The sequence below is a fragment of the Alteromonas sp. ABH4_452 genome (assembly GCF_056311825.1).
Window position 1 is genome coordinate 2,575,642 of record NZ_CM149973.1, and the last position, 22,119, is coordinate 2,597,760.

The following is a 22,119-nucleotide window of genomic DNA, read 5'->3' on the forward strand; positions in this document are numbered from 1 at the left end:
AAAAAAAGTTTGCAACGGAAAATTTGTTGCGAAATCACGTATAAAAATATTGGCCCAGAAGCCAGCATTTTTTTACGCATGAAAACTTTAAAGTTCTAGGCCGCCTCCAATACACATTTATTTTCATTATGCAAAGAACAATGAAAGTATCCACTTATTATCCATAATCACCTGAGGGGATACGAATAAGTCTGCATGTAGTGATGTAAGCACAGGTATTAACAATAAAACAGATTTATTTTCTTGATGAGCAAGAATCCGCAAAATGAACACCCTTTAAATTGCGATTGTAAGATCTAAGCTGATTTGAGATAAGTATGTTTCTATTAGGAATAGTATTGTTTTATTTAACTTGGTTAACTTGCGTTTTTATTGAGCTCAACATCAGGTACCACTTTATAAATGCTTGTCACTTCGCATTGTTTTAATAGATGCTCATTATGATGATTAAAATAAATACGGTATAAAGACCAGTTGTTATGATGTGCTTTAGGTTCCATTCTTAGTCCAATGCGTTCAATAGAGCTTCGAGAATGAATAAAATAAAGTTGTTAAGGGCCATCGATTTACACCTACCAGAGTCAAAATACCTGACGTACTGTGGTGAAGAGGTAATCGATTTTTTGTGTTTTATTGAAGCAGGGATTGAGCTCAAATGTGGCCGCTTTATCTCAAGCAACATAATAAAGTACAAAAAAATTGGTGTAGGGCGTGACAAGACAACAAGCTGATCAACTACTCCGTATTATAGTAACGCGTTAAGTAACGCGGCTCTCAAATATGGCTGCGAAATGCTATGTAATACAAAGGGTTACATATCAAATACAAGTCCGGCCCCGGGCACCATTTACTTACACATTTTTATTCAATACAAAACTTTGCTAATCACGCTCTTTTACTGCGTTTTACTATGGTAAAATCCGTAAAAATCTTTGGCAAAGACTTACTATCTTGAATTCTGTTATGTCACTTCGTTTAGACGAGCTATCTCGTGCTGAGCGTCCATTTCACGCGCGTGGTAGCAAGGTAATTCGCTGTGATGCGTGTTTGCTTCCAACGCAAAACTGTATTTGTGAATTTAAGCCTGAAGCTGGCACAGACGTGGCGGTTTTGTTTTTAATGTACAAAGGCGAATACTATAAACCTACCAATACAGGCCGTCTGATAGCGGATGTGGTTAAAGACAACCATGCGTTTTTATGGAAACGAACGGAACCTGATGAAGCGTTACTGAAACTGCTCAGCGACGACAAATACTTTCCCATTGTGGTATTTCCACACGAATATGCTGCAACTGAACGCTGTATTGACGCTCCACCATTGAATACTGGTAAAACGTTACTATTTATTTTCTTGGATGGAACTTGGCGTGAAGCAAAGAAGATGTTTGTAAAAAGCCCTTATCTGCATAATTTTCCTGTGTTGGGCGTTAGCATGGAAGTGGCTTCAGACTATTTACTTAGAGAGTCTACCCATGATTTTCAGCATTGCACGGCAGAGGTAGGTATTAGCGTTTTAGCGCTTGCTGAACAAAAGCAAGGGGCTCAAACGCTAGCGCATTATTTTAGCGTGTTCAGGCGGGAATACTTAAAAGGTAAGCCCCATTTACAGCATAAGCTCGCGTTTGCAGAGTCGCAGGTTAAAGATAACATCTAAAAAGTGTCACTTTTATTTGCGAAAGTATTGTTTTACATCCACTATTTTGTATTAATGAAAAACGGAGAAAGCGAATGGCATCAGTTACTTTTCAAGGCAACACAGTTACAACTAAGGGCCAGTTACCAGAAGTAGGTACAGCGGCACCAGACTTTACCTTAGTAAAGGCGGATTTGGGCGAAGTAACGCTGTCAGAACTTGCAGGTAAAAACGTTGTATTGAATATCTTTCCTTCAATCGACACAGGCACTTGCGCAATGTCAGTGCGTAAATTTAACGAAGAAGCTGCAAAATTAGATAATACAACTGTTATTTGTGTGTCAGCCGACCTGCCGTTTGCTGCGGGCCGTTTCTGTGGCGCAGAAGGCATCGAAAATGTACTTACAGGTTCTACCTTCCGTTCAAGCTTTGGCGATGATTACGGTGTAACCTTTGAATCAGCACCGCTGACGGGTTTGCTATCGCGCTCGGTTGTTGTTATCGATACTGAAGGTAAAGTGGTTTATACAGAGCAAGTAGCAGAAACTACTGAAGAACCAAATTACGAGTCTGCGATTGCTGCATTAAGCTAAGAAGCCCACTTAGTCACTAAGTGAAATAGTACATAGTTAATGTGAATCAATACCAACCGATTCGTTTTTATCGCGGTATTGCAAGGCGCTCACTCATGTGAGCGCTTTCCAGGAGGATGTAATGACATCAGTATTGCTGTCAGTCGGCGAGTTAGCCAATGCAATGCAACAAAAACCGGTTACGCTTGTAAGAGCGTTGATGGATGATCCTGTGTCAAAAACGCCGGATACACGAACGGCAATGGTATTGCCTGCATCAGTGGATTTTGATCTAGATAGCGAAGGCAGCGACCACACTACTGGTCTACCTCACAGTATGCCCTCAGCTGATGACCTTGCTATTTATCTTGGCAATCAGGGTATTACAGCAAATACTCCCATAGCGGTTTACGACACCCGAGGAATGTATTCTGCGCCCAGAGTGTGGTGGATGCTAAAGGCACTAGGGCATAAAGATGTATATATATTAAATGGTGGCCAACCTGCGTGGGAGGGGGCTGGGCTTCCAGTATCAGAACAGCAGCAGTATGGAAAATTAACCTATCAAGCAACACCTCGACCTGGGTGGTTTGCAAACTCTAGCGCAGTGCTACAAGGTATAAATACCGAAGCGCAACTGCTTGATGCTAGAAGTAGTCCGAGATTTAACGGCGAAGTCTCAGAGCCCCGAGAGGGGGTGCGCTCAGGACATATGCCTGGCGCATTCAATATTCCTTTCGATACGCTAGTAAAAGACGGCCATTTCTTACCTGTAGATGAGCTAAATGCTGTTTTTGCACAAGCAAAAGTCGATTTGCGTAAACCTATTATCTGCACCTGCGGTTCAGGCGTTACCGCTTGTATCATTGGTGTTGCAGCTCTTATGTGCGGTGCTACGCAAGTTTCGGTATATGATGGATCATGGTCTGAGTGGGGCGCTAATACCCAGTATCCGGTAGTCAAAGGCGTGTAAAAGCATAAAAGCCGTGAAATACTAAAATCATTTATGTGCGATGTATGCTTAAGCACGATATTACCGTGAGCTTCATTGAAAAACCGAATAACTCGTTTTATAGCAACAGAGTAAAAATAACCCGATGTCAGCTAATCAATCCTTACCCAATATTGTTATTCTCACTGGTGCGGGCATATCCGCTGAATCTGGGCTAAAAACCTTCCGTGATAATGACGGCCTTTGGGAAAATCACAGCGTCGAAGAAGTCGCTACACCCGAAGCGTTCGAGCAAAATCCTAGTTTGGTTTATCGCTTTTATAATACGCGCCGGGCACAGCTTCAACAGAATGATGTTTTGCCCAACGCAGCACATATGGCGCTTTCTAAACTCGAGAAAGCCTTCGGTCATAAGCTAACTTTGGTGACGCAAAATGTAGATGACTTACATGAGCGTGGTGGCAGCGAGTCGGTTTTTCATATGCATGGTAAACTTCTGTCTGCGCGCTGTGCTATTAGCCAGCAAACTTTTGATTGGCGTGAGAGTTTTGATCACACCACTAAATGTCCGTGCTGCAAAAGAGTAACCCTTCGACCGGATATTGTGTGGTTTGGCGAAATGCCTATGTATATGGAAGAAATTTACGAGGCGCTTTCACAGGCCGATGTATTTATAGCTATTGGTACTTCGGGTAATGTGTATCCCGCTGCTGGCTTTGTTCAGATTGCTAAAGAAAATGGCGCTCACACAATAGAAGCGAATTTAGAGCCAGGTGTATCCAATGCCTTGTTCGACGAATCACTTAAAGGTCCTGCCTCGCGCATAGTTCCGCAGTGGGTTGATGAATTGATTTCAAAATATGCGCTGTAGGAGGCGCAAAACATGCAGTATATGAATGAATTTCTTACCATTGCACTGGTACATCTTGTGGCTGTTGCCAGCCCAGGTCCTGACTTTGCAGTGGTGGTTCGAAACAGCGTGGCTTATGGCAGGCGTATCGCTATATACACCAGTATCGGTATTGGGCTAGCAATCTTATTGCATGTTGCCTACTCGCTAGTAGGGCTAAGTGTTGTAATTGCGACTACGCCATGGCTATTTACCACTTTTAGCTACGCTGCCGCTGCTTATTTGCTTTACCTTGCATTCGGTGCGCTCAGAAGCGGCCCTGTAAAGCAGGAGCAAAACATAAACACCGAAAAGAAGGCATCACAAATCTCGGCAAAACGTGCTGTATGGATGGGGTTTCTGACAAACGGGCTTAATCCAAAAGCAACGCTGTTTTTCCTTTCACTTTTTACCGCCATCATCAGCATTGATACGCCATTTAGCGTAAAGCTTGGTTATGGTATCTATTTAGCGTTTGCCACCGGGCTTTGGTTTTGTTTCCTTTCCTACCTTTTAAGTACTAGTAAAGTTGCCGAGCTTATTGGTAGAAAAGGCTATTGGTTGGATAGGGCGATGGGCGTGCTTTTAGTCGGGTTAGCCGCTAAGTTGGTGTTGGGTTAACTTTTGTTTATTACACAAGCAGGCATTTATTTTTGTGAATTGGTATAATCGCGCCGATTTTTCAAAATTATAAGAGAGTTGTGTGAAAGACGTAAACCCAGACCGCCTGAACAATACGTTGTCTAAACAGTATCAATTCGATACTAAAGGTCTCTTGCGCCGCGCTGCCGGTTTAACAAAAGCTAATTTTTCATCATTGTTTCAAGGTAGCCTTGTTTTATTCTTGACCTTTGTGGTGCTTGGGGTAATTGCCCAACAGTACATTACCATCAATGATGACGGTAGCTATGTATTCGAGCACCAGTCTATTATCCAGATTGTGGCAATCTGCATTGTGGCGCCGTTACTTACGGGCTTATACATGATGGGGGTTTTTGTAGCGCGAGGCGTAAAAACATCGGTATTTACGGTATTTCAGTTTTTCCCCCTTATATTTCTGGTTGCGTTAACCCAGTTAGTTAGCAGTATTCTTGTGCAGTTAGGCATGATGCTGCTTATCTTACCAGGCGTGTATTTCTATCTAGCGTCGTCCTTTTCTCTAATGTTAGTGGCCGACAGAAAACTAACTCCAATTAGCGCGATTATTCTTTCATGCAGAGTATTTAACGCGTACTGGGCTCAAATTGCTAGTATCTTCGGGGTGCTCTTCTTATTGTTTGTTTCGGTACCACTGACGTTCGGGTTTTCCCTTATTTGGGTGTTACCTTTTTATTTTAGTATGATGGGATTGCTCTATCAGGAACTGATTGGCGAGCAAGGAGTGAGCACGGAAGCATCTGTAAATGATGTGAATGAGTCGAGCTTTGATGCATAAACGAGAAACCTTTAAAATTGTCCTTATAACGCTTGGCGTCCTGGCGGTTATCGTCATTAATGCCATTATTTTTACCAAGGACGAACCGGATATTCTAGATATACCGCAAACGGTAGAAGCGAAAAAGCCGGTACCTGACTTCTCAGTCTATAGTGACGTAAAAGAAAAAAAAGAGGCTTTTTTTAATTATCTACGGCCCGAGGTAGAGAAGCAAAATGCCTACTTACTTACCTTAAGACATTATGTACAAACCTTGTATAGAAAAGCATTAGCGAACGAATCGCTTTCAGAAGATGACATGGCTAGGCTTGAATGGCTTGAAGAAGAGTATCGGGTAAAGTCTACACAGCCTTTAAAGACCAAACTATTGGCCTTACTGCAGAAAATTGATGTTTTACCTGAAGAGCTGGTACTTGTTCAGGCTGCGAATGAATCTGCATGGGGAACAAGCCGATTTGCAAGAAAGGGCTACAACTTTTTCGGTCTGTGGTGTTTTTCAAAAGGGTGCGGTTTTGTCCCAAATCGTCGAAATTCCGGCGCATCACACGAAGTGGCAAAGTTTGATAGTCTGTCGCGAGCGACGTACACCTATATGCGTAACCTCAATAGGCACGATGCCTACGCTGATTTAAGGGAGATCCGCAGTCGACTTCGAGCTAACCAATTACCTATTACTGGTGTTGCATTGGCAGAAGGGCTAATGAACTATTCCGAGCGAGGAGCCGCTTATGTTGAAGAGCTTCAAACAATGATCCTATTTAACGAGGAGTTTTTATCCGAATGATACGCGCTGCATTATTTCTTGCTTCATCTCTGTTTGTCGGTTTTGGTAGTACATCAGTAGCTGCTGAAACGATAGATGTAGAGTACAGCCGTTTCTACAGCCATGTTAAAAAGCTAGATAACGAAGATACCCAAGCGCTTCAGTTTGCGTTTGGTTTTGTCCGAGTAGGTGAAGGGCGTTTATGCGAGGTTAACGGTGCATCTATCGTTACCGATAAGAAAACAATGCCACTAGACGTTACTGATGAAGGACGTTTTACCGTGCCCACAGAAAAAGCACTGAAACTGGCTAATGCACTGGTACGTATCGACTTAAACGAACGTGCGAACGTTTGTGATATGTCGGTGCAGCTTGAAACCAAGCCAAAATACCTTAAACAGTATTACAAAAAAGAAGAACTCACTTTCTTGTATGAACAGTATGAAGCCTTTTTCAATGAAATGGGAAGCTTTTTGTCATTTATGATGCCATCTGTGAAGGGCTTGATGATTCAGTTCGAAGACAAAAATTTAGATTTCGTTACACCGCAGGGTGTACAAATTAACAATGGTGTTCTGCAGTTAGAGCAAGAGTGGATAAATGAGGCGAAAGGCTTAACGCTGCCACAAGCGCCGCTGCGTGTAACAGCTATGGCGTCAAGTTAATCTACCTTTTAAACAATTAGGTATCAGGTCAGTAACTGATACCTAATTTGCTCTGCAATTCGCGCTATGGTCTCTTCGCCTTTTGCGCAAAGTTCTTCTGCCCTATGGAACTCCATAATACCTACATCAGTCAGCTGAGGTTCTATTAGTATATCTGGCGGGTCGCCAGCTAAACGAGACCGAGTAACACGAGCTTGAAGTATTTCAAGTGAGCTGCTCATTACGCTCATAATTCCCGGAGGGTTGCGCTTATTCACCTTTGCAGGCACTTCAGTAAATTCTTCTTCTACTTTTTCAATAACATCAGAGGCTATGCTTTCTTCGCTATTCACATCTTCAGAAGCATTGACTTCAAGCTGTTCTTCATTTTCATCTGACGTTTTGTCATCTTTACTATCAGGCGAAAACCATTGGCGCAATACGTTTTGGCTTTTAGTAAAAAAGTCTTCGGTTTTACGTTGGTTTTCTTCGTGGTCTTGCCTTAACTTTTCCAACCGAAGCGGGCGAAAATCGGCGTTAAGATTAACCGCAATCACAAAATCAGCCCCTAATTGGCGACACAAGTTCACCGGTACAGGGTTCACAACAGCGCCATCCACTAGCCAGCGATCGCCATGAGCAACGGGGGCAAAGAGCGCTGGAATAGCGCAGGATGCCTGAATGGTATCGCCAATAGGTCCTGAATTAAATACTACTTCACGTCCGGTATATAGGTCAGTTGCCACAGCCGCAAAAGGTTTTAGCATATCTTCATAGGTAGATTCACAAAACTCGCTAGCAAGTTTGTCGAAAACTTTTTGCCCGCTAGCAATGCCACCTCGCCTGAGCCCTACGCCCATAAGAGCCAATACCTGCCAATCGCTAAGCGAACAGGCCCACTCTTTTAAACCTTCCAGCTTGCCACTTGCGTAGGCAGCACCAACATAAGCACCAATGGAGCAACCAGCAACAACGTCAATTTTAACGCCAAGCTTTTCCAATGCTTCAATTATACCAATGTGTGTCCAGCCCCTTGCGGCACCGGCACCTAACGCAAGTCCAATTTTCATTTACTTTGGTTCCATAATATTTACTACTTCGATAGCGTTGTCTTCATCACTAAGATCTGCGCTATTTTCTGAAGCAAAAGAAGGTTCATCAAATCCTATATCACCATCTGCAACGGGGCCATCTTGAGTGACGATAGATTTAAAGTCATAAAGATTACTGTCTACAAGATGTGAAGGGGCCACGTTTTGAAGCGCACGGAACATTGATTCAATACGACCTGGGAAACGGCGGTTCCAGTCTTGAAGCATTGCTTTGATATTCTGACGCTGAAGATTTTCTTGTGAACCACACAGGTTGCAAGGAATTATTGGGAACTCAGCGGCTTGAGAATATTTTTCAATGTCTTTTTCGCTGCAGTAGGCCAGTGGACGAATGACAATATGCTCGCCGTTATCGCTAACCAGTTTTGGCGGCATAGATTTCAGCTTACCACCGTGAAACATATTCAGGAAAAACGTTTCTAGCATGTCGTCACGGTGGTGACCTAATGCAATTTTCGTCGCGCCTAGTTCTTTCGCTGTGCGGTATAAAATACCACGGCGCAGTCGAGAGCAAAGCGAACAGGTCGTTTTTCCTTCAGGAATCTTGTTTTTAACAATAGAGTAGGTGTCTTCTTCTACAATCTTGTAATCGACGCCAATGCTGTCTAAATACTCGGGCAAGATATGTTCAGGAAAACCAGGTTGCTTCTGGTCAAGATTTACCGCAATAATTTCAAAATGAATAGGCGCAATCTTCTTTAAAAACAACAAAATATCAAGCATGGTATAGCTGTCTTTACCGCCCGATAAACACACCATAACCTTGTCGTTGTTTTCAATCATACCGAAATCGCCAATGGCCTTACCCACGTTGCGACGAAGTCGTTTCTGAAGTTTGTTGAAGTTGTACTTTTGCTTACTTTGCGCGGCGTTTAACGTCGGCGCATCAGCACTGCTTGTGCCTAAACTCATAATTAACTAGCTTGGTTTGTGATAAAGGCGCCATTATACATTAAAGCGCCTTTTCGAGACTATGGCTGTGTTGTTAAATTTATCGAGAAGCGTTAAGTACTGATTTAAGCGTGTATGATTAACTCTCGGAATTAACCGCTAAATGCGCAGTTTCTTTTCAACGCCCATCGCCGATTCGCCATTAGTCGCCACCAAGTGTCTTTATATTTAAGCGCAACTAAGCAGTTAACTACACGGTTATCGGTGATTCAAATCCATCGGGCTTAATTGCTAACACATCACAATTAAGTTCATCGATAACGTGTTCGGCAGTATTGCCAATAAGCGCCGCCGAAATACCAACCCGTCCCACGGTGCCTATTACAACTAACTCGGCATCGAGTGTTTTAGCCACTTGCGGGATAACTTTTTCAGGCAAGCCTTCTTTCACCACACATTTATTTTCTGGAATACCATATTTCAGCGCGTGACTACGCATTTCTTTCATGTGATGATTTTTTACCGCATCGTGATATGTATCAGGGTCAAACTCTGGCACTTCAATGGCAATGTTAAGTGGAGTTGTAGGGTAGCTATTCACTAAATTAACGTTACCTTTCAGCAAAGAGGCATAATCGTTAGCGATTATCGTAAGCTTGTCGTTTAGTGCAGCATGCTCATCATCTTCACTGCCTACGTTTACTGCAGCTATAATTTCACCGCCTTCTGGCCAGTCGTGTTCTTTAACGAGCAGTACAGGGCGTGGGCACTTACGCATTAGATGCCAGTCTGTAGGGGTAAAGATTACTGAGGCAAGGTCGTCATGTTTTTTAGTAGCTTTTACTACTAAGTCGATTTGGTTATTAAGGGCGTAATAAATAATCGATTCATAAGCACGGTTGTTCCACTCAACTACAATATCGGTCTCTGAAAAGCCCTGTTCTTTTAGCTGGGCAGATAACCATTTGGCGTGCTCTTTTGTAACGGCATCGCGCATTGATTCACGTTCGTCGGGGCTAAGCATGGTTGTCATATCGTAAGACAAATCATATACCACCATCATAGCGGTAACCGTGGCGCCGGTTTTTGACGCAAGTTCATAGGCACGGCTTAGGGCAGGCTGGTTGTCGCGTTCCGCGTCCACCACGGCAAGAATTCGTTTACACTCAATCATAACGTCTCCTCAACTACAAAGCTTTGTATGGCTGTCGACATCGATATTGTTTCAAAACAGTTTATATAAACCATTTACATTAACTATAAACGACATTTGGAAAAACGTGGGTTGTTTTGGATCAAGGTGTAAATAATCTGTTGATATATAAAACAGGTAACATTGAATATTACGGGAGTTTTCACGCACGACGGATGGATGTCGTGTTACTCAGTGAGGGAATACAGTGAAATTTTAAAGGTTAAAACTAAAAAGCGCGCATGTAGCGCGCTCAAGATAACAGAAGAATAAATTAACCGTTACAGACTACGCTAGGGCCATTTAACGCTTCTAACTTGGTATTTAACCGATCAAAATCCAAAATAGAGATCAATTTACCGTCTACTTTGATAATGTTTTCTTTCTGAAAACGGCTTAATAGGCGACTAATGGTTTCTATCGTTAAGCCTAAGTAGTTGCCGATTTCGTTTCGGGTCATAGTTAGGTGAAATTCTCTGTGCGAGAAGCCACGCTCTTCAAAGCGCTGAGATAAGTGTGAGATGAAATACAATAAACGCTCTTCCGCCGTACGCTTGTTTAAAAGCATGATCATGTCGTGATCTTGTTTAATTTCTGCGCTCATAAAGCTCATGATCTGATGGCGTAGCTTAGGAAATTGAACCGACATTTCATCAAGGGTTTCATATGGCAGTTCACATACCATGGCGGTTTCTAGCGCTGAGGTGTAACTTTGATGCTTACTTTCGCGCAGGGCATCGAATCCAATAATATCACCAGGGAAGTGGAAGCCAGTGATTTGCTCTTCACCATCTTGATTAGTTACAAATGACTTAAAAGAACCCGTTCTTACGGCAAAAAGCGAACGAAATTTATCGCCAGTTTGAATGAGCGTATCACCTTTGTGAAGCGGCTTTTTGCGCTCAATTATATCGTCAAGAGACTCGATTTCTGTTTTGTTCAGCGCCACCGGTAAACACAAGTGACTGAAGCTACAGTTTTGACAGTGAATAGAAAATTGGCTTCCTTTGCTCATAATACATGCTCTTTTGAAGATTACCCAATAATGATACACCCATTTTTAAACGATTGCGCCATGAATAAGATAAGCCGCATAAATGGCCATTATTACGGCAATTATTTGTCTAACGTTATTGTTTTGAAAACTGCTAACAATATACTGACTGCCTGCACTTGCTGCGAGTAGCGTTGGCAAAGTACCTAAACCGAAGAAAAACATGATGGCAGCGCCCTGCAATGCATTCCCCGCCGCTAAAGACCAAGTAAGTGTTGAATACACTAATCCACAAGGCAACCAGCCCCAAATAAACCCATAAGGGATAGCACTAAAAGGGGTTTTAAAAGGTAAAAAACGCTTAGATAACGGCTGCAGCTTAGAAAATAAACCTTTGCCTGCGTTTTCTAACACCGTTAACCCTGTCCACCATTTGCCTAAATAACAGGCCAACAACAGCAACATAATACCGCTGAGTAAAGACAGGGCATAGTTGGCCAGAGGAATATAGTCTGCTGCAATTTTGCCAAGTGCGCCGGTCAGTGCGCCAGCAATGGTGTAGCTAGCTATGCGCCCCATGTTATAGGCTAGGGCGTAAGGCACTGCTGAAGCACCTTTTGGTGACACCATTCTTAGCGCTGCAACTATACCGCCGCACATGCCCACGCAGTGAACACCGCCCGCTAAGCCGATAAGAAAAGCTGAGAAGTAATTAATCCCCTCCATGCTGCCCTTGGTTTTTCTCTACTTTAGTATTCTGAAGTTGCTTGCGTTGTTCAGCGAGCTTTTTTTCTTCTGGCGGAAGGTCATCGTCAAACAGTATGCTGTAACCTTGACGGTCTAAATCTTCAAACTGATTAGTTTTAACCGCCCAGAAGAATATTACGATAGCGACGGCTACTATAATGATGGCGATTGGAATTAAAACGTAAATAATGCTCATACTATTTGCCCAGAAGTCGCGTAGAGTTTGTCACTACTATGATACTGCTTAATGACATGCCAACAACCGCCATCCACGGCGAAAGTAGGCCAGATACGGCGAAAGGTAAGATCAAAACGTTGTAACCTACCGACCAACCAATATTTTGTCTTATTTTTTGCTTCACTTGATGCGCAGTTCGGATGAGTTCTGGCACAGAAAGCAGCTGATCGCCAAGCAAAATCACGTCGGCTGCAGTTTTCGCAACATCTGTAGCATTACCTACCGCTATCGCTACATCAGCACTTGCAAGAACAGGGGCGTCATTAATACCATCGCCCATCATCATAACCTTTGAGCCAGATTGCTGCATAGCTTGAACCGCTTCATATTTCTGCTCTGGGGTAAGGCCCCCTTTAGCGGCAGATATTGGTAAAGATTTAGTAAGAGAGTCAACGTTTTGCTGTGTATCGCCGCTTAGTACAGCGAGGGTATGAGTTTTTGCCAATATATCGAGGGTTTCTTGGGTATCGTCACGCAGTGAGTCACGAACTTCAAAAGCCGCCATAACACGGCCTTTGACAGTAAGAAATACGTTAGCCGAGGGATAGCGCTCGATAAATGATTGCTGTGATTCGTGAACACTGAACGCTGCTGAGCCCATGGAGAATAGCGTGTCATTAATTTCACCGCTAATTCCGCCACCTGGCGTGACCGTGAAATTTGTCACTTTGTGTACGGTGTTGCCGCTTGACGTTTTATCACCGCTAAAGGCTTTAGCAATAGGGTGTTCAGAGCGAGATTCTAGGGCGCGGGCGATTGATAGCGCGCTTTGGCTGTCTACGCCGTCAGCATACCAGGCGTTTGATATAGTGAACTTACCTTGTGTCAGCGTACCGGTTTTGTCGAGTGCGATAGTGTCAATGCCAGTGATTTGCTCAAGAGCATCGGCACGCTTTAGCAAAATACCTTGTCTGTTTAATTTCGCCATAGCGCAGGTGAGTGCTGATGGCGTGGCTAACCCTAGGGCGCAAGGACAGGTTGCTACCAACACGGAAATGGTGATCCAAAACGCATCATCACTGCCGTTATAAGCCCAAAAGGTGTAAGTTAACGCTGAAATCAATAATACAGCGGTCACAAAGTATCTAGAGAAATTATCGGCTATCTGTGCAGCCTTGGGCTTGCTCGCCATCGCACTTGCTTGAAGCCTTACAATTTGATTTACCAGCGCATTTTTAAGCGTTTGCGTAACCGTAATGGTAAGGCTACCGTCCTGACATACGGTACCGCCATATACAGTGCTGTTATCTGACTTTCGTACTGGGTTAAATTCACCCGTTAGCATAGATTCGTCAACCGCAGCGTTACCCTCTGTAACCAGCCCATCAATGGGGATGGTTTCACCAGGCTTAACCAGCACTATATCGTGCACCTTTAGCTGCTTTGCTAGACATTCAGTAACGCTGCCATCTGGCATTAATTTAGTCGCTGACACAGGAACATACTGCATCATATTGGCAGAGATCTGTGCGGCGCGATGACGACTGCGATGTTCTAAGAATCTGCTGAGCAATAGCAAGAAAATAAACATACAAATGGATTCAAAATACACTTCACCTTGCTCTAATACGGTAGAGCGAATACCGGCAATATAGGTACCGAATATGGCAAGCGTAACGGGTACATCCATATTAACTGTTTTAGCGCTTAGCGCTTTAGCGGCTCCGACATAGAAGGTGCTACCAGAATACAGGACAACCGGGGTAGTGAGTGTAAGGGCGACCCAATAAAAATATTGGCGGGTCTCTAACTCAATGGCGCCAAACCAATCAAAATACAGCCCCGTCATCAGCATCATAACCTGCATGGTCATAATACCTGCTAGCCCTAACTTCTTAAGGAAGGTTTTTTGCTCGCGTTTATAACTGGCTTCGTGCTCATCAGGATGAAATGGCGACCCAACATAACCAATGCGTTTTAGCGTAGAAAGAATTTGGCTAAGTTTAATTTGAAAAGGTGACCAAGTAACTAAAGCGCGACGCTCTTGAACATTTACAGCTACTTGCTTTATGCCTTCAACTTTCGATAATTGCTTTTCAATAAGCCAGCCACAGGCAGCGCATGTAATACCCTCAAGAGTTAGCTGAATTTGCTTATCTTGCCCTTCTTCAAACACGAACTCTTCTTGAAGGGAAGGGTCGTCATAGACTTTAAGCTTATCTAACGTTTCTAAAATGCCATCGTCAGATTTTTGAGCAGGCTCTGTTCTAAACTGGTAATAGTCTTCTAAACCATTGTTAACAATAGCTTCAGCTACCGCTAAGCAGCCAGGGCAACACATGTCTCGTTGTTGCCCTAAAATGACAGTAGTAAATTTCCCATTGTCTGGACTCGCTATAGGCAAGCCGCAATGGTAACAATCGTGATTGGCCATTATGGATTGAACTTCATTTTTCCAGAATGCGGTAGATAGACGGTGTTTTGAATTTTCCAGCTATCATCAATAGGTGTGAGCGATATGCGCCATTTACCGTCTAGGTTTTCTTCAATAAAACCGCGATAAATACCGTTGGCATCTCGACTTAGTAAAACGCTGACATCACGCTCTTCAAGCGTTACGTGATAAAAGCTCAATTTAACAGCATTACCTTCTTGAGGAATGCCCGAGTGAAATTGCAGCGCTATGCTGCCATCTTCAATGGTTAAATCGGTAGTAATATTTAAACGGCGGGCGATTGCCTCTTTGTCTAGACGTGCATTAATTGCTTTACCTTCTTTGTAGTAATCGTCTACAACAAGGCTATCTTCAGTAGAAATAGCAAGGTTTAACAACACGCCACCCATGATCAGGGTAATAATAGGAACCGCAATTAAAAACCAGGGCCAGAATTCTTTATACCAGGGTCTATTCATCAAAATCTTTTCTCGTATTTACTTCACTAGCAAGGTCGCTAACAACATATCTATTATTACTCGTGAACAAATGTATTCGAACTGCATAATAACAATAAATATGGTGTAGGTAATTTGCATCGACAGCGTTGTAAATTTGTACGTAATGACACTGTCTATATGGCTGTATTTTCTCATAAAAAAAGCCCCGTAGTAACGAGGCTTTTTAAGATATTTAATGATTTAAATCATTAATCATTTGAAAGGCTGTAAACATAGGCTGCAACAACGTGAATTTTGTCATCACCCAAGGTTTTCTTGAATGAAGGCATTACACCGTTACGACCGTAAGTAAGCGTTTCTGTTACTGCTCTGTGGCTGCCGCCGTAAAGCCAGATGTTGTCGGTAAGGTTTGGTGCACCAAGTGCTTGGTTACCTTTACCGTCCATACCGTGACAAGCCGCACACGCTGCGAAACGTGCTTTACCTGCTTCTGCAAGCTGAGGGTCCACATCGCGACCGCTTAGGCTAAGTACGTAATTAACGACTTCCTCGATACCGTCTTCACCCATAGCGTCAAGCCATGCTGGCATTGCTGCTTTACGACCAAGCGTAAGAGTTTCAACGATTTTCGCACCTGAACCACCGTACAACCAGTCGTTGTCCGTTAGGTTAGGGAAGCCGCCATTTTGACCACGTGCATCAGAACCGTGACACTGAGAACAATTTTGTAGGAATAAACGCTGACCTACTTTATTTGCTTCTGGGTCTTTAGCCAGTTCTTCAACGGGAACTTGTGCATACGCTTCGAAGATCGGATCGAACTTCTCGGCAGCGAAATCTAGTTCACGGTCATATTCTACTAGGTAGCCTTGCTCTTTAGCGTCAATACGCGCCTGAGCTGACTCTTCTAGCGATTGAATATTTTGGTTGGAGCTCTTCCAACCCAAAATACCTTCATACGCACCTAGGCCAGGGTAAAGCGCTAGGTATAAAAAGCCCCAAACGATGGTCATGTAGAACATAATTGTCCACCAGCGAGGAAGTTGGTTATTCAACTCCTCAATACCATCAAATTCGTGGCCCATTGACTCACCTTCAGCTACGCCAGTCTTGTTAGAAAGGCACCAGCGAAGAAGGAAGTAGCAACCAATGATTAACCCAAGGGTTATCACTGAAATCCAAATTGTCCAAAACATACTCATGAGTTCGAGACTCCTGCTAATCTTCTTTTGATTTTTCTTTTTCTTCGTCTGCAAACACTAGGTTTGCAGCTTCATCGAATTTTTTCTTGTTGCGGCTGCTAAACGCCCACCACACAACACCGATGAAGCTTACAAAGACGATGACAGTAAAAATGCTGCCTACAATTCCCTGGTCCATATTATTTCAAATGTGTGCCAAGAGATTGTAGATAAGCAATAAGGGCCTGCATTTCCGTTTTGCCCTGTACTGCCGCTTTCGCACCCGCAATATCTTCGTCGGTATACGGAACGCCAAATCCACGGAATACTTCCATTTTTTCAGCTGTTAACTCGCCATCAAGCGTGTTTTCCGCAAGCCAAGGGAAACCTGGCATATTCGACTCTGGTACCACGTTACGAGGATTAAGCAGGTGAACTCGGTGCCATTCGTCGCTGTAACGACCACCAACACGTGCTAGGTCAGGACCAGTACGCTTAGAACCCCAAAGGAAAGGGTGCTCCCATACTGATTCGCCAGCAACGCTATAGTGACCATAACGCTCTGTTTCAGCGCGGAATGGACGGATCATCTGGCTGTGACAACCTACACAACCTTCACGGATGTAGATATCACGGCCTTCAAGCTCAAGCGCGGTATACGGACGTAGACCTGTTACCGGTTCCATGGTTTGCTGTTGAAACATCAACGGCGTAATTTGAACCATGGCACCGAAGCTGATAGCGATAAGGATTAATACCGTTAACAGACCGACGTTCTTTTCAATTAACTCATGTGCGTTTTTCATTATTCGTCTCCTTTACTACGCTGGCTGAGTCGCTGGATCTGCAGCGATACTGCCTTTAGGTGCACGAACGGTTTTCCATGTGTTGTATGCCATTACAAGCATACCTGCTACCACGAAACAACCACCAATGAAACGAACCACATAGAAAGGCTTAGATGCTTCTAATGACTCAACAAAGCTATAGGTTAACGTACCGTCAGCATTTACTGCACGCCACATTAGACCCTGTAGTACACCAGACATCCACATTGCTACGATGTATAGAACAACACCGATAGTTGCGAACCAGAAGTGTACGTTAACTAGCTTGGTGCTATACATAGCGCGCTGACCGAATAGCACTGGAATTAAGTGGTAAATTGAACCAATTGAAACCATTGCAACCCAACCTAGAGCACCAGAGTGTACGTGACCAATTGTCCAGTCAGTGTAGTGAGACAGTGCATTAACGGTCTTGATTGCCATCATTGGGCCTTCGAAGGTAGACATACCGTAGAAAGACAATGAAACAATAAGGAAACGCAATACTGGGTCGGTGCGAAGTTTATGCCACGCGCCAGATAGCGTCATAATACCGTTAATCATACCACCCCAAGATGGAACGAATAGGATAATAGACATCACCATACCTAGTGACTGAGTCCAGTCTGGTAGGGCAGTGTAGTGAAGGTGGTGAGGACCAGCCCAGATATACAGAGAGATAAGTGCCCAGAAGTGAACAATTGAAAGTCTGTATGAATAAACCGGGCGACCAGCTTGCTTAGGTACGAAGTAGTACATCATACCAAGGAAGCCCGCAGTTAGGAAAAAGCCTACCGCGTTATGGCCGTACCACCACTGCATCATAGCGTCTACTGCGCCTGCATACAGTGAATACGATTTAGTGAAAGATACCGGAATAGCCATGCTGTTACCAATATGAAGAATTGCAACAGTTAACATGAACGCGCCTAAGAACCAGTTTGCAACATAAATGTGCGAAACTTTACGGATTACTAGGGTTCCGAAGAAGTTAATGATATAAGCGACCCAAACCAGTGCCAAAAGGATATCAATTGGCCATTCTAGTTCAGCGTATTCTTTTGAGCTTGTTAAACCCATAGGCAGGGTGATAACAGCTAAAACGATAACGGCTTGCCAACCCCAAAAGGTAAATGCGGCAAGTTTGTCACTGAACAGTCTTACCTGGCAGGTACGCTGAACGATGTAGTACGACGTTGCAAATAGCGCACAGCCGCCGAAGGCAAAAATAACGGCATTAGTGTGCAACGGACGCAAACGTGAGAATGTTAGCCATGGTGTGTCAAAGTTAAGCATAGGTGCAAATAACTGCGCGGCAATAAATACCCCTAGGCCCATACCAATGATACCCCAGACTATGGTCATGATGGTAAATTGCCTAACTACTTTATAATTGTAGTCAGGTTGTGCTTGGCTTATTTCACTCATTTTAATGAATCTTCCACTTCAAATGAACTATGGTCTCCAACTGCCGGAATAGTACGGTCGAGACGTGTATCAGCTAAGGAATAACGCTTCACACCGAGCTCGGAAAGAGTAATAATTATTGTCTCCAAGCCAGTTGGTACGCGGATGATAAGGTTTTTAATTACAAAAAGATACCATAAACTACGTAAGCTTGATCTCCATCAATGAAGAAATACACAAAATTTAAGAAATGCTAAATAACGATAACAATAAACGATCAAAAATTTTACATTCACAGCTTCCGTTAGTGGCTATTATTGTTGTAGCTGTGTGTGTATACCTTGCACATAAATTCCAGTCATCGGCGCTAAAAGACACGAGCGTTGTTAATGGAATAGGAAATAGCTGCAACTTTGTCAATGAAACTTGCGAATTCTTAATTGATGAAAAGCTTGCGATAGCATCCTTTTCAACCATGCCAGAACCCGAAGAATCGGTTACAGTTAAACTGATAATTCCCGAAGGGAAGAATATTGAGAGCGCGTGGATTGAAGGCGTAAATATGTATATGGGCAAAATTCCCGTGCTGTTAGATACTGACGGTGAAGGAAAGTGGTCAGGCTGGTTTATGTTGGGTAGTTGTAGTGAACCCGTGATGAAGTGGCAGTTGCGACTGAATGTGGAAGGTATGGATAGCCCTAGCTATCTGTATTTTGTCACCCAACAGTAATTAAAAAATTGTCACTTATATAAACCGAAAGTCTGCAACCAAAGCTGTGAAGCTAATAGCGTGTTACAAGACATATGTAAAAAAGGCCGCCTAATTCGAAGATTAGGCGGCCTATTTATTAAATAGTAACTGAACGCCGAAGCGTTAGGCATATACCTTACATCTGCGACTGCAAATAGTTTTGAAGTCCTAGGCGTTTAATAAGACCTAGCTGCTGTTCTAACCAGTGTGCGTGATCCATCTCTGTATCGTCTAACAGCACAATAAGCATATCACGGGTCACATAGTCCTTTTCAGTTTCACAAAGCGCGATAACTTCACGCAACTTTGCGTCAACTTCATATTCCACACGCAAATCGCTCTCGAGCATTTCAGGTACGTCTTTACCTACTTTAAAGCCAGTACGCTTTGTCATGTCAGGCGTACCCTCTAGAAACAGCATGCGTTCAATTAGCTTAGTGGCGTGACCGCGTTCATCGTCAAATTCATGATCGATACGTTCATATAGCTTGTTCAACCCCCAATCAAGATACATCTGAGAGTGAATGAAATACTGATCCATGGCCGCTAACTCATAAGAGAGTAGTTCGTTTAAGCCATTGATTATTGCCTGGTTACCCTTCATTAGTCATCTCCCATTACTTGCGCTTGTAGGTAGTTTTCGATACCCATCGCATCAATTTGGTATTCTTGCGTTTCAATCCAATCCAGGTGCTCTTCTTCATATTCAAGAAGATCTTCAAGGAGGTCACGAGAAACATAATCTTGTTTCTCTTCGCATAGCGCGATAGCTTCACGAAGTAGTGGAAGCTGTTCTTTTTGGAAACGCGCATCACATGACAGCATTTCAACGGTATCTTCACCGATATAAAGCTTGCCTAATGCTTGAAGATTAGGAAGGCCCTCAAGAAAAAGAATGCGTTCGATAAGATCGTCCGCTTGCTTCATGTCCTTGATAGACTTTTTATAATTCTTTTCATTAAGTTCAGAAAAACCCCAGTTTTTGAACATACGAGCGTGCAGAAAGTATTGATTTATCGAAGTAAGTTCACTTGTCAGTACTTCGTTCAATTTCGCGACGACCTGTTTATCACCTTGCATTGTGTAAACCCTATTAACGTATTTGCGTGAAGTTTAGTCTAAATGAGTGGGCTTGTCAAAAAAGTCTTTTTAAAACAGTTGTTTACAAACGATAACGTTTCTCAATTCATCCATTGTTCGCATTTAGAACAGCATTACCGTTGCGCGTGCGCGTAAGCAAGACTTTCTTCCGCGAAACCAAGCCCTGCTTCAGTAAAGAAGTTAAACACTTTATCAACGCCGTTCTCTAAAAGATGAGAAACTTCATCTTCATAGCGGGCTATAGCGGCAACTTTGCCAGTGTAACCTGCGTTTTTGAGTTGTCGCGTAATGTTGATTGAATCTTGAATAGAAGGTAAAGCAAGAAGGACAAGCTCTACTTGCTTGATATCTAGATTATCCCATAAATCTACGTCTTCACCGTCGCCGCAAATTACATTAAAGCCTTCATCTGCCATTTCTTTTACTTTTACGCGATCGGCATCCATTCCCCACACGTTAACACCGGTTAATTTGGATAGTGCATTAAAAGCACCGCGTCCAACACGTCCCATGCCTAACACTAAGAATTCTGCATTATGAAGTGTCGGATAAATATCTTCTTTTAAACGTTCTTCTTTCTCGAAACGTTTAATGGTGTGCTTATGCTTGTGATATCGAGAATGTGAATTACGATAAAGCACGCTGGTAATCACAAATGAGATGGAAACGGCCAAAGCAATAACCACTAGCCAGGTGTTTTCTAACAGCCCTAGGGAAACTGCCAGTGCACCGACAATAAGCCCAAACTCGCTATAGTTTGAAAGCACTAAACTGCTTAAATACGCAGTTCGCCCCCGAAGGCGCAGGGAAGTAAATAAGCCAAAAAACAGTGCAGCTTTTAACGGTATAAACAGACAGAACACGAGCGAAAGTACAATCATACTAAGGTCTGGAAGGGCGGTAAGACCGATAGTAAGGAAGAAACCAATTAGGAAAAGATCTTTAAAGCTAAGTAGTGACTTAGCAAGTTCAGACGCTTTCTCGTGTTGCGCCAGCATAATACCAAAGACAAGTGCGCCTAAATCGCCTTTGATATTCACCAGTTCAAATAAGTGATAGCCACCGAGCGCGAGAATAAAACCGGTAAGCGGGAGCAATTCACCGTGGCCTGATTTATTAATCATTTTATTGATAATAGGCATTGCAGGGAACAACGCAAGTAGCGCCAGTGCCCAAACCGAAGGAAGCTTTCCTGTAGCTGCTACAAGAAAGATGACAGCGAAAACGTCCTGCATAACTAAAATGCCTATGGCTAGACGGCCGTGGCGGGTTTTACTTTCGCCACTTTCTTCTAAGACTTTAACTACACAGACCGTACTGCTGAAGCTAAGTGCAAATGCGATAAGCGCTGCGCTTTTCCAAGTAAGACCGTCAACGAAATTGGCGGCAACTGCGCCAATGACATAAACGCAACAAGTTATTACACCTACCCATATTAGCGTATGGGAAATGCTACCTGCCCAAACTTCACGACGGCTCAAATCACGGATGTTGAGTTTTAATCCGATGGTGAAGAGCATAATAGTAATGCCTAAGTTGGCAATTTGGGTTAAACCGTCTGTGAGTGTATAGCCTGCAAAATTTAATAAGAAGCCCGCTACCAAATAGCCAACTAAAGGAGGAATGCCAATTAGTTTTACCGATAAGCCACATATAAATGCGAAAAGAAGAAATGCATACTCCATGAATTACCTTTCGAAATGTTGAACGTAAAATCCGTTATATAACCTACTATTTAAAAATAATGGGTAAGCTCACTAATTTAGTGCTTGTAGATTAGCATGTAATGATTTGTTTTCGCAGCTAAAAAAAATATCGTAAAGCATAGGTAACGTTACGCATAACCTATAACATTGCAGAACTGACTGTAAAAATTTAAACGTTAAAACAGTTGCTTACCTTTTAAGTGAATCTAGTTTTTGGTTTGCAGTGTATTGAACAGGGTTATAGGCA

At 43.1% G+C, this 22,119-nt stretch carries 24 protein-coding genes; 9 read left to right on the top strand and 15 right to left on the bottom strand.

Translation table 11 applies throughout. From position 1 onward, the window contains the following. Nucleotides 1-963 precede the first annotated feature (963 nt). The 8 genes from ACYX4N_RS11070 (at nt 964) to ACYX4N_RS11105 (ending at nt 6,911) form a co-directional block, all read left to right on the top strand. Entirely contained in the window at nt 964-1,656 is a 693-nt protein-coding gene (locus tag ACYX4N_RS11070) for a tRNA-uridine aminocarboxypropyltransferase (RefSeq protein ID WP_476054049.1), read from the top strand. 74 nt (nt 1,657-1,730) lie between these two features. Then, a complete protein-coding gene (gene tpx, locus ACYX4N_RS11075; RefSeq protein WP_474856388.1) occupies nt 1,731-2,228 on the top strand; it encodes a thiol peroxidase in 498 nt (165 codons plus the stop codon). Nucleotides 2,229-2,349: 121 nt separating this feature from the next. Beyond that, nucleotides 2,350-3,180, top strand: coding sequence for a sulfurtransferase (locus ACYX4N_RS11080; RefSeq protein WP_476054050.1), 831 nt, complete (start codon nt 2,350-2,352; stop codon nt 3,178-3,180). A 124-nt stretch (nt 3,181-3,304) separates the two neighbouring features. After that, entirely contained in the window at nt 3,305-4,030 is a 726-nt protein-coding gene (gene cobB / locus ACYX4N_RS11085) for a Sir2 family NAD+-dependent deacetylase (protein ID WP_476054051.1), read from the top strand. Nucleotides 4,031-4,042: 12 nt separating this feature from the next. After that, the gene (locus ACYX4N_RS11090; protein ID WP_476054052.1) at nt 4,043-4,669 is read left to right on the top strand and encodes a LysE family translocator; all 627 of its coding nucleotides are present in this window, start codon (nt 4,043-4,045) and stop codon (nt 4,667-4,669) included. Between the two features lie 82 nt (nt 4,670-4,751). Continuing rightward, a complete protein-coding gene (locus tag ACYX4N_RS11095) occupies nt 4,752-5,483 on the top strand; it encodes a YciC family protein (RefSeq protein ID WP_476054053.1) in 732 nt (243 codons plus the stop codon). Then, nucleotides 5,476-6,267 (top strand): glucosaminidase domain-containing protein, encoded by a 792-nt coding sequence (locus ACYX4N_RS11100; protein WP_476056439.1) that lies wholly within the window; start codon nt 5,476-5,478, stop codon nt 6,265-6,267. The genes ACYX4N_RS11095 and ACYX4N_RS11100 overlap by 8 nt, the downstream gene beginning before the upstream one ends. Next, nucleotides 6,264-6,911, top strand: a complete 648-nt coding sequence (locus ACYX4N_RS11105; protein ID WP_476054054.1) for a DUF2987 domain-containing protein — start codon at nt 6,264-6,266, stop codon at nt 6,909-6,911. The genes ACYX4N_RS11100 and ACYX4N_RS11105 overlap by 4 nt, the downstream gene beginning before the upstream one ends. 23 nt (nt 6,912-6,934) lie before the next feature. Here ACYX4N_RS11105 and ACYX4N_RS11110 read toward each other — a convergent pair whose 3' ends face one another. The 12 genes from ACYX4N_RS11110 to ccoN all read right to left on the bottom strand — a co-directional run bounded on the left by ACYX4N_RS11110 (nt 6,935) and on the right by ccoN (nt 18,335). Beyond that, nucleotides 6,935-7,960 carry a patatin-like phospholipase family protein gene (locus ACYX4N_RS11110; RefSeq protein ID WP_476054055.1) on the bottom strand — a complete coding sequence of 342 codons (1,026 nt, stop codon included), beginning with the start codon at nt 7,958-7,960 and terminating at the stop codon, nt 6,935-6,937. Then, nucleotides 7,961-8,914 carry a tRNA 2-thiocytidine(32) synthetase TtcA gene (ttcA, locus tag ACYX4N_RS11115; protein ID WP_476054056.1) on the bottom strand — a complete coding sequence of 318 codons (954 nt, stop codon included), beginning with the start codon at nt 8,912-8,914 and terminating at the stop codon, nt 7,961-7,963. Nucleotides 8,915-9,143: 229 nt separating this feature from the next. Beyond that, the gene (gene uspE / locus ACYX4N_RS11120; protein ID WP_474806660.1) at nt 9,144-10,067 is read right to left on the bottom strand and encodes a universal stress protein UspE; all 924 of its coding nucleotides are present in this window, start codon (nt 10,065-10,067) and stop codon (nt 9,144-9,146) included. A 292-nt stretch (nt 10,068-10,359) separates the two neighbouring features. After that, a complete protein-coding gene (fnr, locus tag ACYX4N_RS11125) occupies nt 10,360-11,100 on the bottom strand; it encodes a fumarate/nitrate reduction transcriptional regulator Fnr (protein ID WP_476054057.1) in 741 nt (246 codons plus the stop codon). A 45-nt stretch (nt 11,101-11,145) separates the two neighbouring features. Next, a complete protein-coding gene (locus ACYX4N_RS11130) occupies nt 11,146-11,805 on the bottom strand; it encodes a sulfite exporter TauE/SafE family protein (protein WP_474856380.1) in 660 nt (219 codons plus the stop codon). Further along, on the bottom strand, nt 11,792-12,022 hold the full coding sequence (ccoS, locus tag ACYX4N_RS11135; protein WP_474806666.1) for a cbb3-type cytochrome oxidase assembly protein CcoS: 231 nt from the start codon (nt 12,020-12,022) through the stop codon (nt 11,792-11,794). The genes ACYX4N_RS11130 and ccoS overlap by 14 nt, the downstream gene beginning before the upstream one ends. A gap of 1 nt (nt 12,023) precedes the next feature. Further along, nucleotides 12,024-14,438, bottom strand: coding sequence for a heavy metal translocating P-type ATPase (locus ACYX4N_RS11140; RefSeq protein ID WP_476054058.1), 2,415 nt, complete (start codon nt 14,436-14,438; stop codon nt 12,024-12,026). Then, nucleotides 14,438-14,917: a FixH family protein gene (locus ACYX4N_RS11145; protein WP_474806670.1), complete on the bottom strand. Its 480-nt coding sequence runs from the start codon at nt 14,915-14,917 to the stop codon at nt 14,438-14,440. The genes ACYX4N_RS11140 and ACYX4N_RS11145 overlap by 1 nt, the downstream gene beginning before the upstream one ends. A gap of 230 nt (nt 14,918-15,147) precedes the next feature. Continuing rightward, nucleotides 15,148-16,101 (bottom strand): cytochrome-c oxidase, cbb3-type subunit III, encoded by a 954-nt coding sequence (gene ccoP, locus ACYX4N_RS11150; RefSeq protein ID WP_014949592.1) that lies wholly within the window; start codon nt 16,099-16,101, stop codon nt 15,148-15,150. A gap of 16 nt (nt 16,102-16,117) precedes the next feature. Then, the gene (locus ACYX4N_RS11155; RefSeq protein ID WP_014949591.1) at nt 16,118-16,279 is read right to left on the bottom strand and encodes a cbb3-type cytochrome oxidase subunit 3; all 162 of its coding nucleotides are present in this window, start codon (nt 16,277-16,279) and stop codon (nt 16,118-16,120) included. Between the two features lies 1 nt (nt 16,280). Next, nucleotides 16,281-16,886: a cytochrome-c oxidase, cbb3-type subunit II gene (ccoO, locus tag ACYX4N_RS11160; protein ID WP_476054059.1), complete on the bottom strand. Its 606-nt coding sequence runs from the start codon at nt 16,884-16,886 to the stop codon at nt 16,281-16,283. Between the two features lie 15 nt (nt 16,887-16,901). Continuing rightward, complete coding sequence (gene ccoN, locus ACYX4N_RS11165; protein ID WP_014949589.1) at nt 16,902-18,335, bottom strand: cytochrome-c oxidase, cbb3-type subunit I; 1,434 nt, start codon at nt 18,333-18,335, stop codon at nt 16,902-16,904. A gap of 229 nt (nt 18,336-18,564) precedes the next feature. On the opposite strand from ccoN, the gene ACYX4N_RS11170 reads away from it, so the two are divergent. Beyond that, nucleotides 18,565-19,044, top strand: a complete 480-nt coding sequence (locus ACYX4N_RS11170) for a hypothetical protein (RefSeq protein ID WP_474806676.1) — start codon at nt 18,565-18,567, stop codon at nt 19,042-19,044. Nucleotides 19,045-19,201: 157 nt separating this feature from the next. Here the strand turns inward: ACYX4N_RS11170 and bfr (ACYX4N_RS11175) are convergent, their stop codons facing one another. From bfr (ACYX4N_RS11175) to ACYX4N_RS11185, 3 genes are all read right to left on the bottom strand, one after another. Beyond that, nucleotides 19,202-19,669 carry a bacterioferritin gene (bfr, locus tag ACYX4N_RS11175; protein WP_014979359.1) on the bottom strand — a complete coding sequence of 156 codons (468 nt, stop codon included), beginning with the start codon at nt 19,667-19,669 and terminating at the stop codon, nt 19,202-19,204. Beyond that, a complete protein-coding gene (bfr, locus tag ACYX4N_RS11180; protein WP_014949586.1) occupies nt 19,669-20,145 on the bottom strand; it encodes a bacterioferritin in 477 nt (158 codons plus the stop codon). Before bfr (ACYX4N_RS11180) ends, bfr (ACYX4N_RS11175) begins: the two co-directional genes overlap by 1 nt. Before the next feature lie 134 nt (nt 20,146-20,279). Next, nucleotides 20,280-21,851 carry a cation:proton antiporter domain-containing protein gene (locus tag ACYX4N_RS11185; RefSeq protein WP_476054060.1) on the bottom strand — a complete coding sequence of 524 codons (1,572 nt, stop codon included), beginning with the start codon at nt 21,849-21,851 and terminating at the stop codon, nt 20,280-20,282. Nucleotides 21,852-22,119: the final 268 nt, after the last annotated feature.

Bases quoted from the DNA above. Each gene is read 5' to 3' on its own strand.
- ACYX4N_RS11070 (WP_476054049.1), top strand. From the start codon at position 964: ATGTCACTTCGTTTAGACGAGCTATCTCGTGCTGAGCGTCCATTTCAC.
- tpx (WP_474856388.1), top strand. From the start codon at position 1,731: ATGGCATCAGTTACTTTTCAAGGCAACACAGTTACAACTAAGGGCCAG.
- ACYX4N_RS11080 (WP_476054050.1), top strand. From the start codon at position 2,350: ATGACATCAGTATTGCTGTCAGTCGGCGAGTTAGCCAATGCAATGCAA.
- cobB (WP_476054051.1), top strand. From the start codon at position 3,305: ATGTCAGCTAATCAATCCTTACCCAATATTGTTATTCTCACTGGTGCG.
- ACYX4N_RS11090 (WP_476054052.1), top strand. From the start codon at position 4,043: ATGCAGTATATGAATGAATTTCTTACCATTGCACTGGTACATCTTGTG.
- ACYX4N_RS11100 (WP_476056439.1), top strand. From the start codon at position 5,476: ATGCATAAACGAGAAACCTTTAAAATTGTCCTTATAACGCTTGGCGTC.
- ACYX4N_RS11105 (WP_476054054.1), top strand. From the start codon at position 6,264: ATGATACGCGCTGCATTATTTCTTGCTTCATCTCTGTTTGTCGGTTTT.
- ACYX4N_RS11110 (WP_476054055.1), bottom strand. From the start codon at position 7,960: ATGAAAATTGGACTTGCGTTAGGTGCCGGTGCCGCAAGGGGCTGGACA.
- ttcA (WP_476054056.1), bottom strand. From the start codon at position 8,914: ATGAGTTTAGGCACAAGCAGTGCTGATGCGCCGACGTTAAACGCCGCG.
- uspE (WP_474806660.1), bottom strand. From the start codon at position 10,067: ATGATTGAGTGTAAACGAATTCTTGCCGTGGTGGACGCGGAACGCGAC.
- fnr (WP_476054057.1), bottom strand. From the start codon at position 11,100: ATGAGCAAAGGAAGCCAATTTTCTATTCACTGTCAAAACTGTAGCTTC.
- ACYX4N_RS11130 (WP_474856380.1), bottom strand. From the start codon at position 11,805: ATGGAGGGGATTAATTACTTCTCAGCTTTTCTTATCGGCTTAGCGGGC.
- ccoS (WP_474806666.1), bottom strand. From the start codon at position 12,022: ATGAGCATTATTTACGTTTTAATTCCAATCGCCATCATTATAGTAGCC.
- ACYX4N_RS11140 (WP_476054058.1), bottom strand. From the start codon at position 14,438: ATGGCCAATCACGATTGTTACCATTGCGGCTTGCCTATAGCGAGTCCA.
- ACYX4N_RS11145 (WP_474806670.1), bottom strand. From the start codon at position 14,917: ATGAATAGACCCTGGTATAAAGAATTCTGGCCCTGGTTTTTAATTGCG.
- ccoP (WP_014949592.1), bottom strand. From the start codon at position 16,101: ATGAGTATGTTTTGGACAATTTGGATTTCAGTGATAACCCTTGGGTTA.
- ACYX4N_RS11155 (WP_014949591.1), bottom strand. From the start codon at position 16,279: ATGGACCAGGGAATTGTAGGCAGCATTTTTACTGTCATCGTCTTTGTA.
- ccoO (WP_476054059.1), bottom strand. From the start codon at position 16,886: ATGAAAAACGCACATGAGTTAATTGAAAAGAACGTCGGTCTGTTAACG.
- ccoN (WP_014949589.1), bottom strand. From the start codon at position 18,335: ATGAGTGAAATAAGCCAAGCACAACCTGACTACAATTATAAAGTAGTT.
- ACYX4N_RS11170 (WP_474806676.1), top strand. From the start codon at position 18,565: ATGCTAAATAACGATAACAATAAACGATCAAAAATTTTACATTCACAG.
- bfr (WP_014979359.1), bottom strand. From the start codon at position 19,669: ATGAAGGGTAACCAGGCAATAATCAATGGCTTAAACGAACTACTCTCT.
- bfr (WP_014949586.1), bottom strand. From the start codon at position 20,145: ATGCAAGGTGATAAACAGGTCGTCGCGAAATTGAACGAAGTACTGACA.
- ACYX4N_RS11185 (WP_476054060.1), bottom strand. From the start codon at position 21,851: ATGGAGTATGCATTTCTTCTTTTCGCATTTATATGTGGCTTATCGGTA.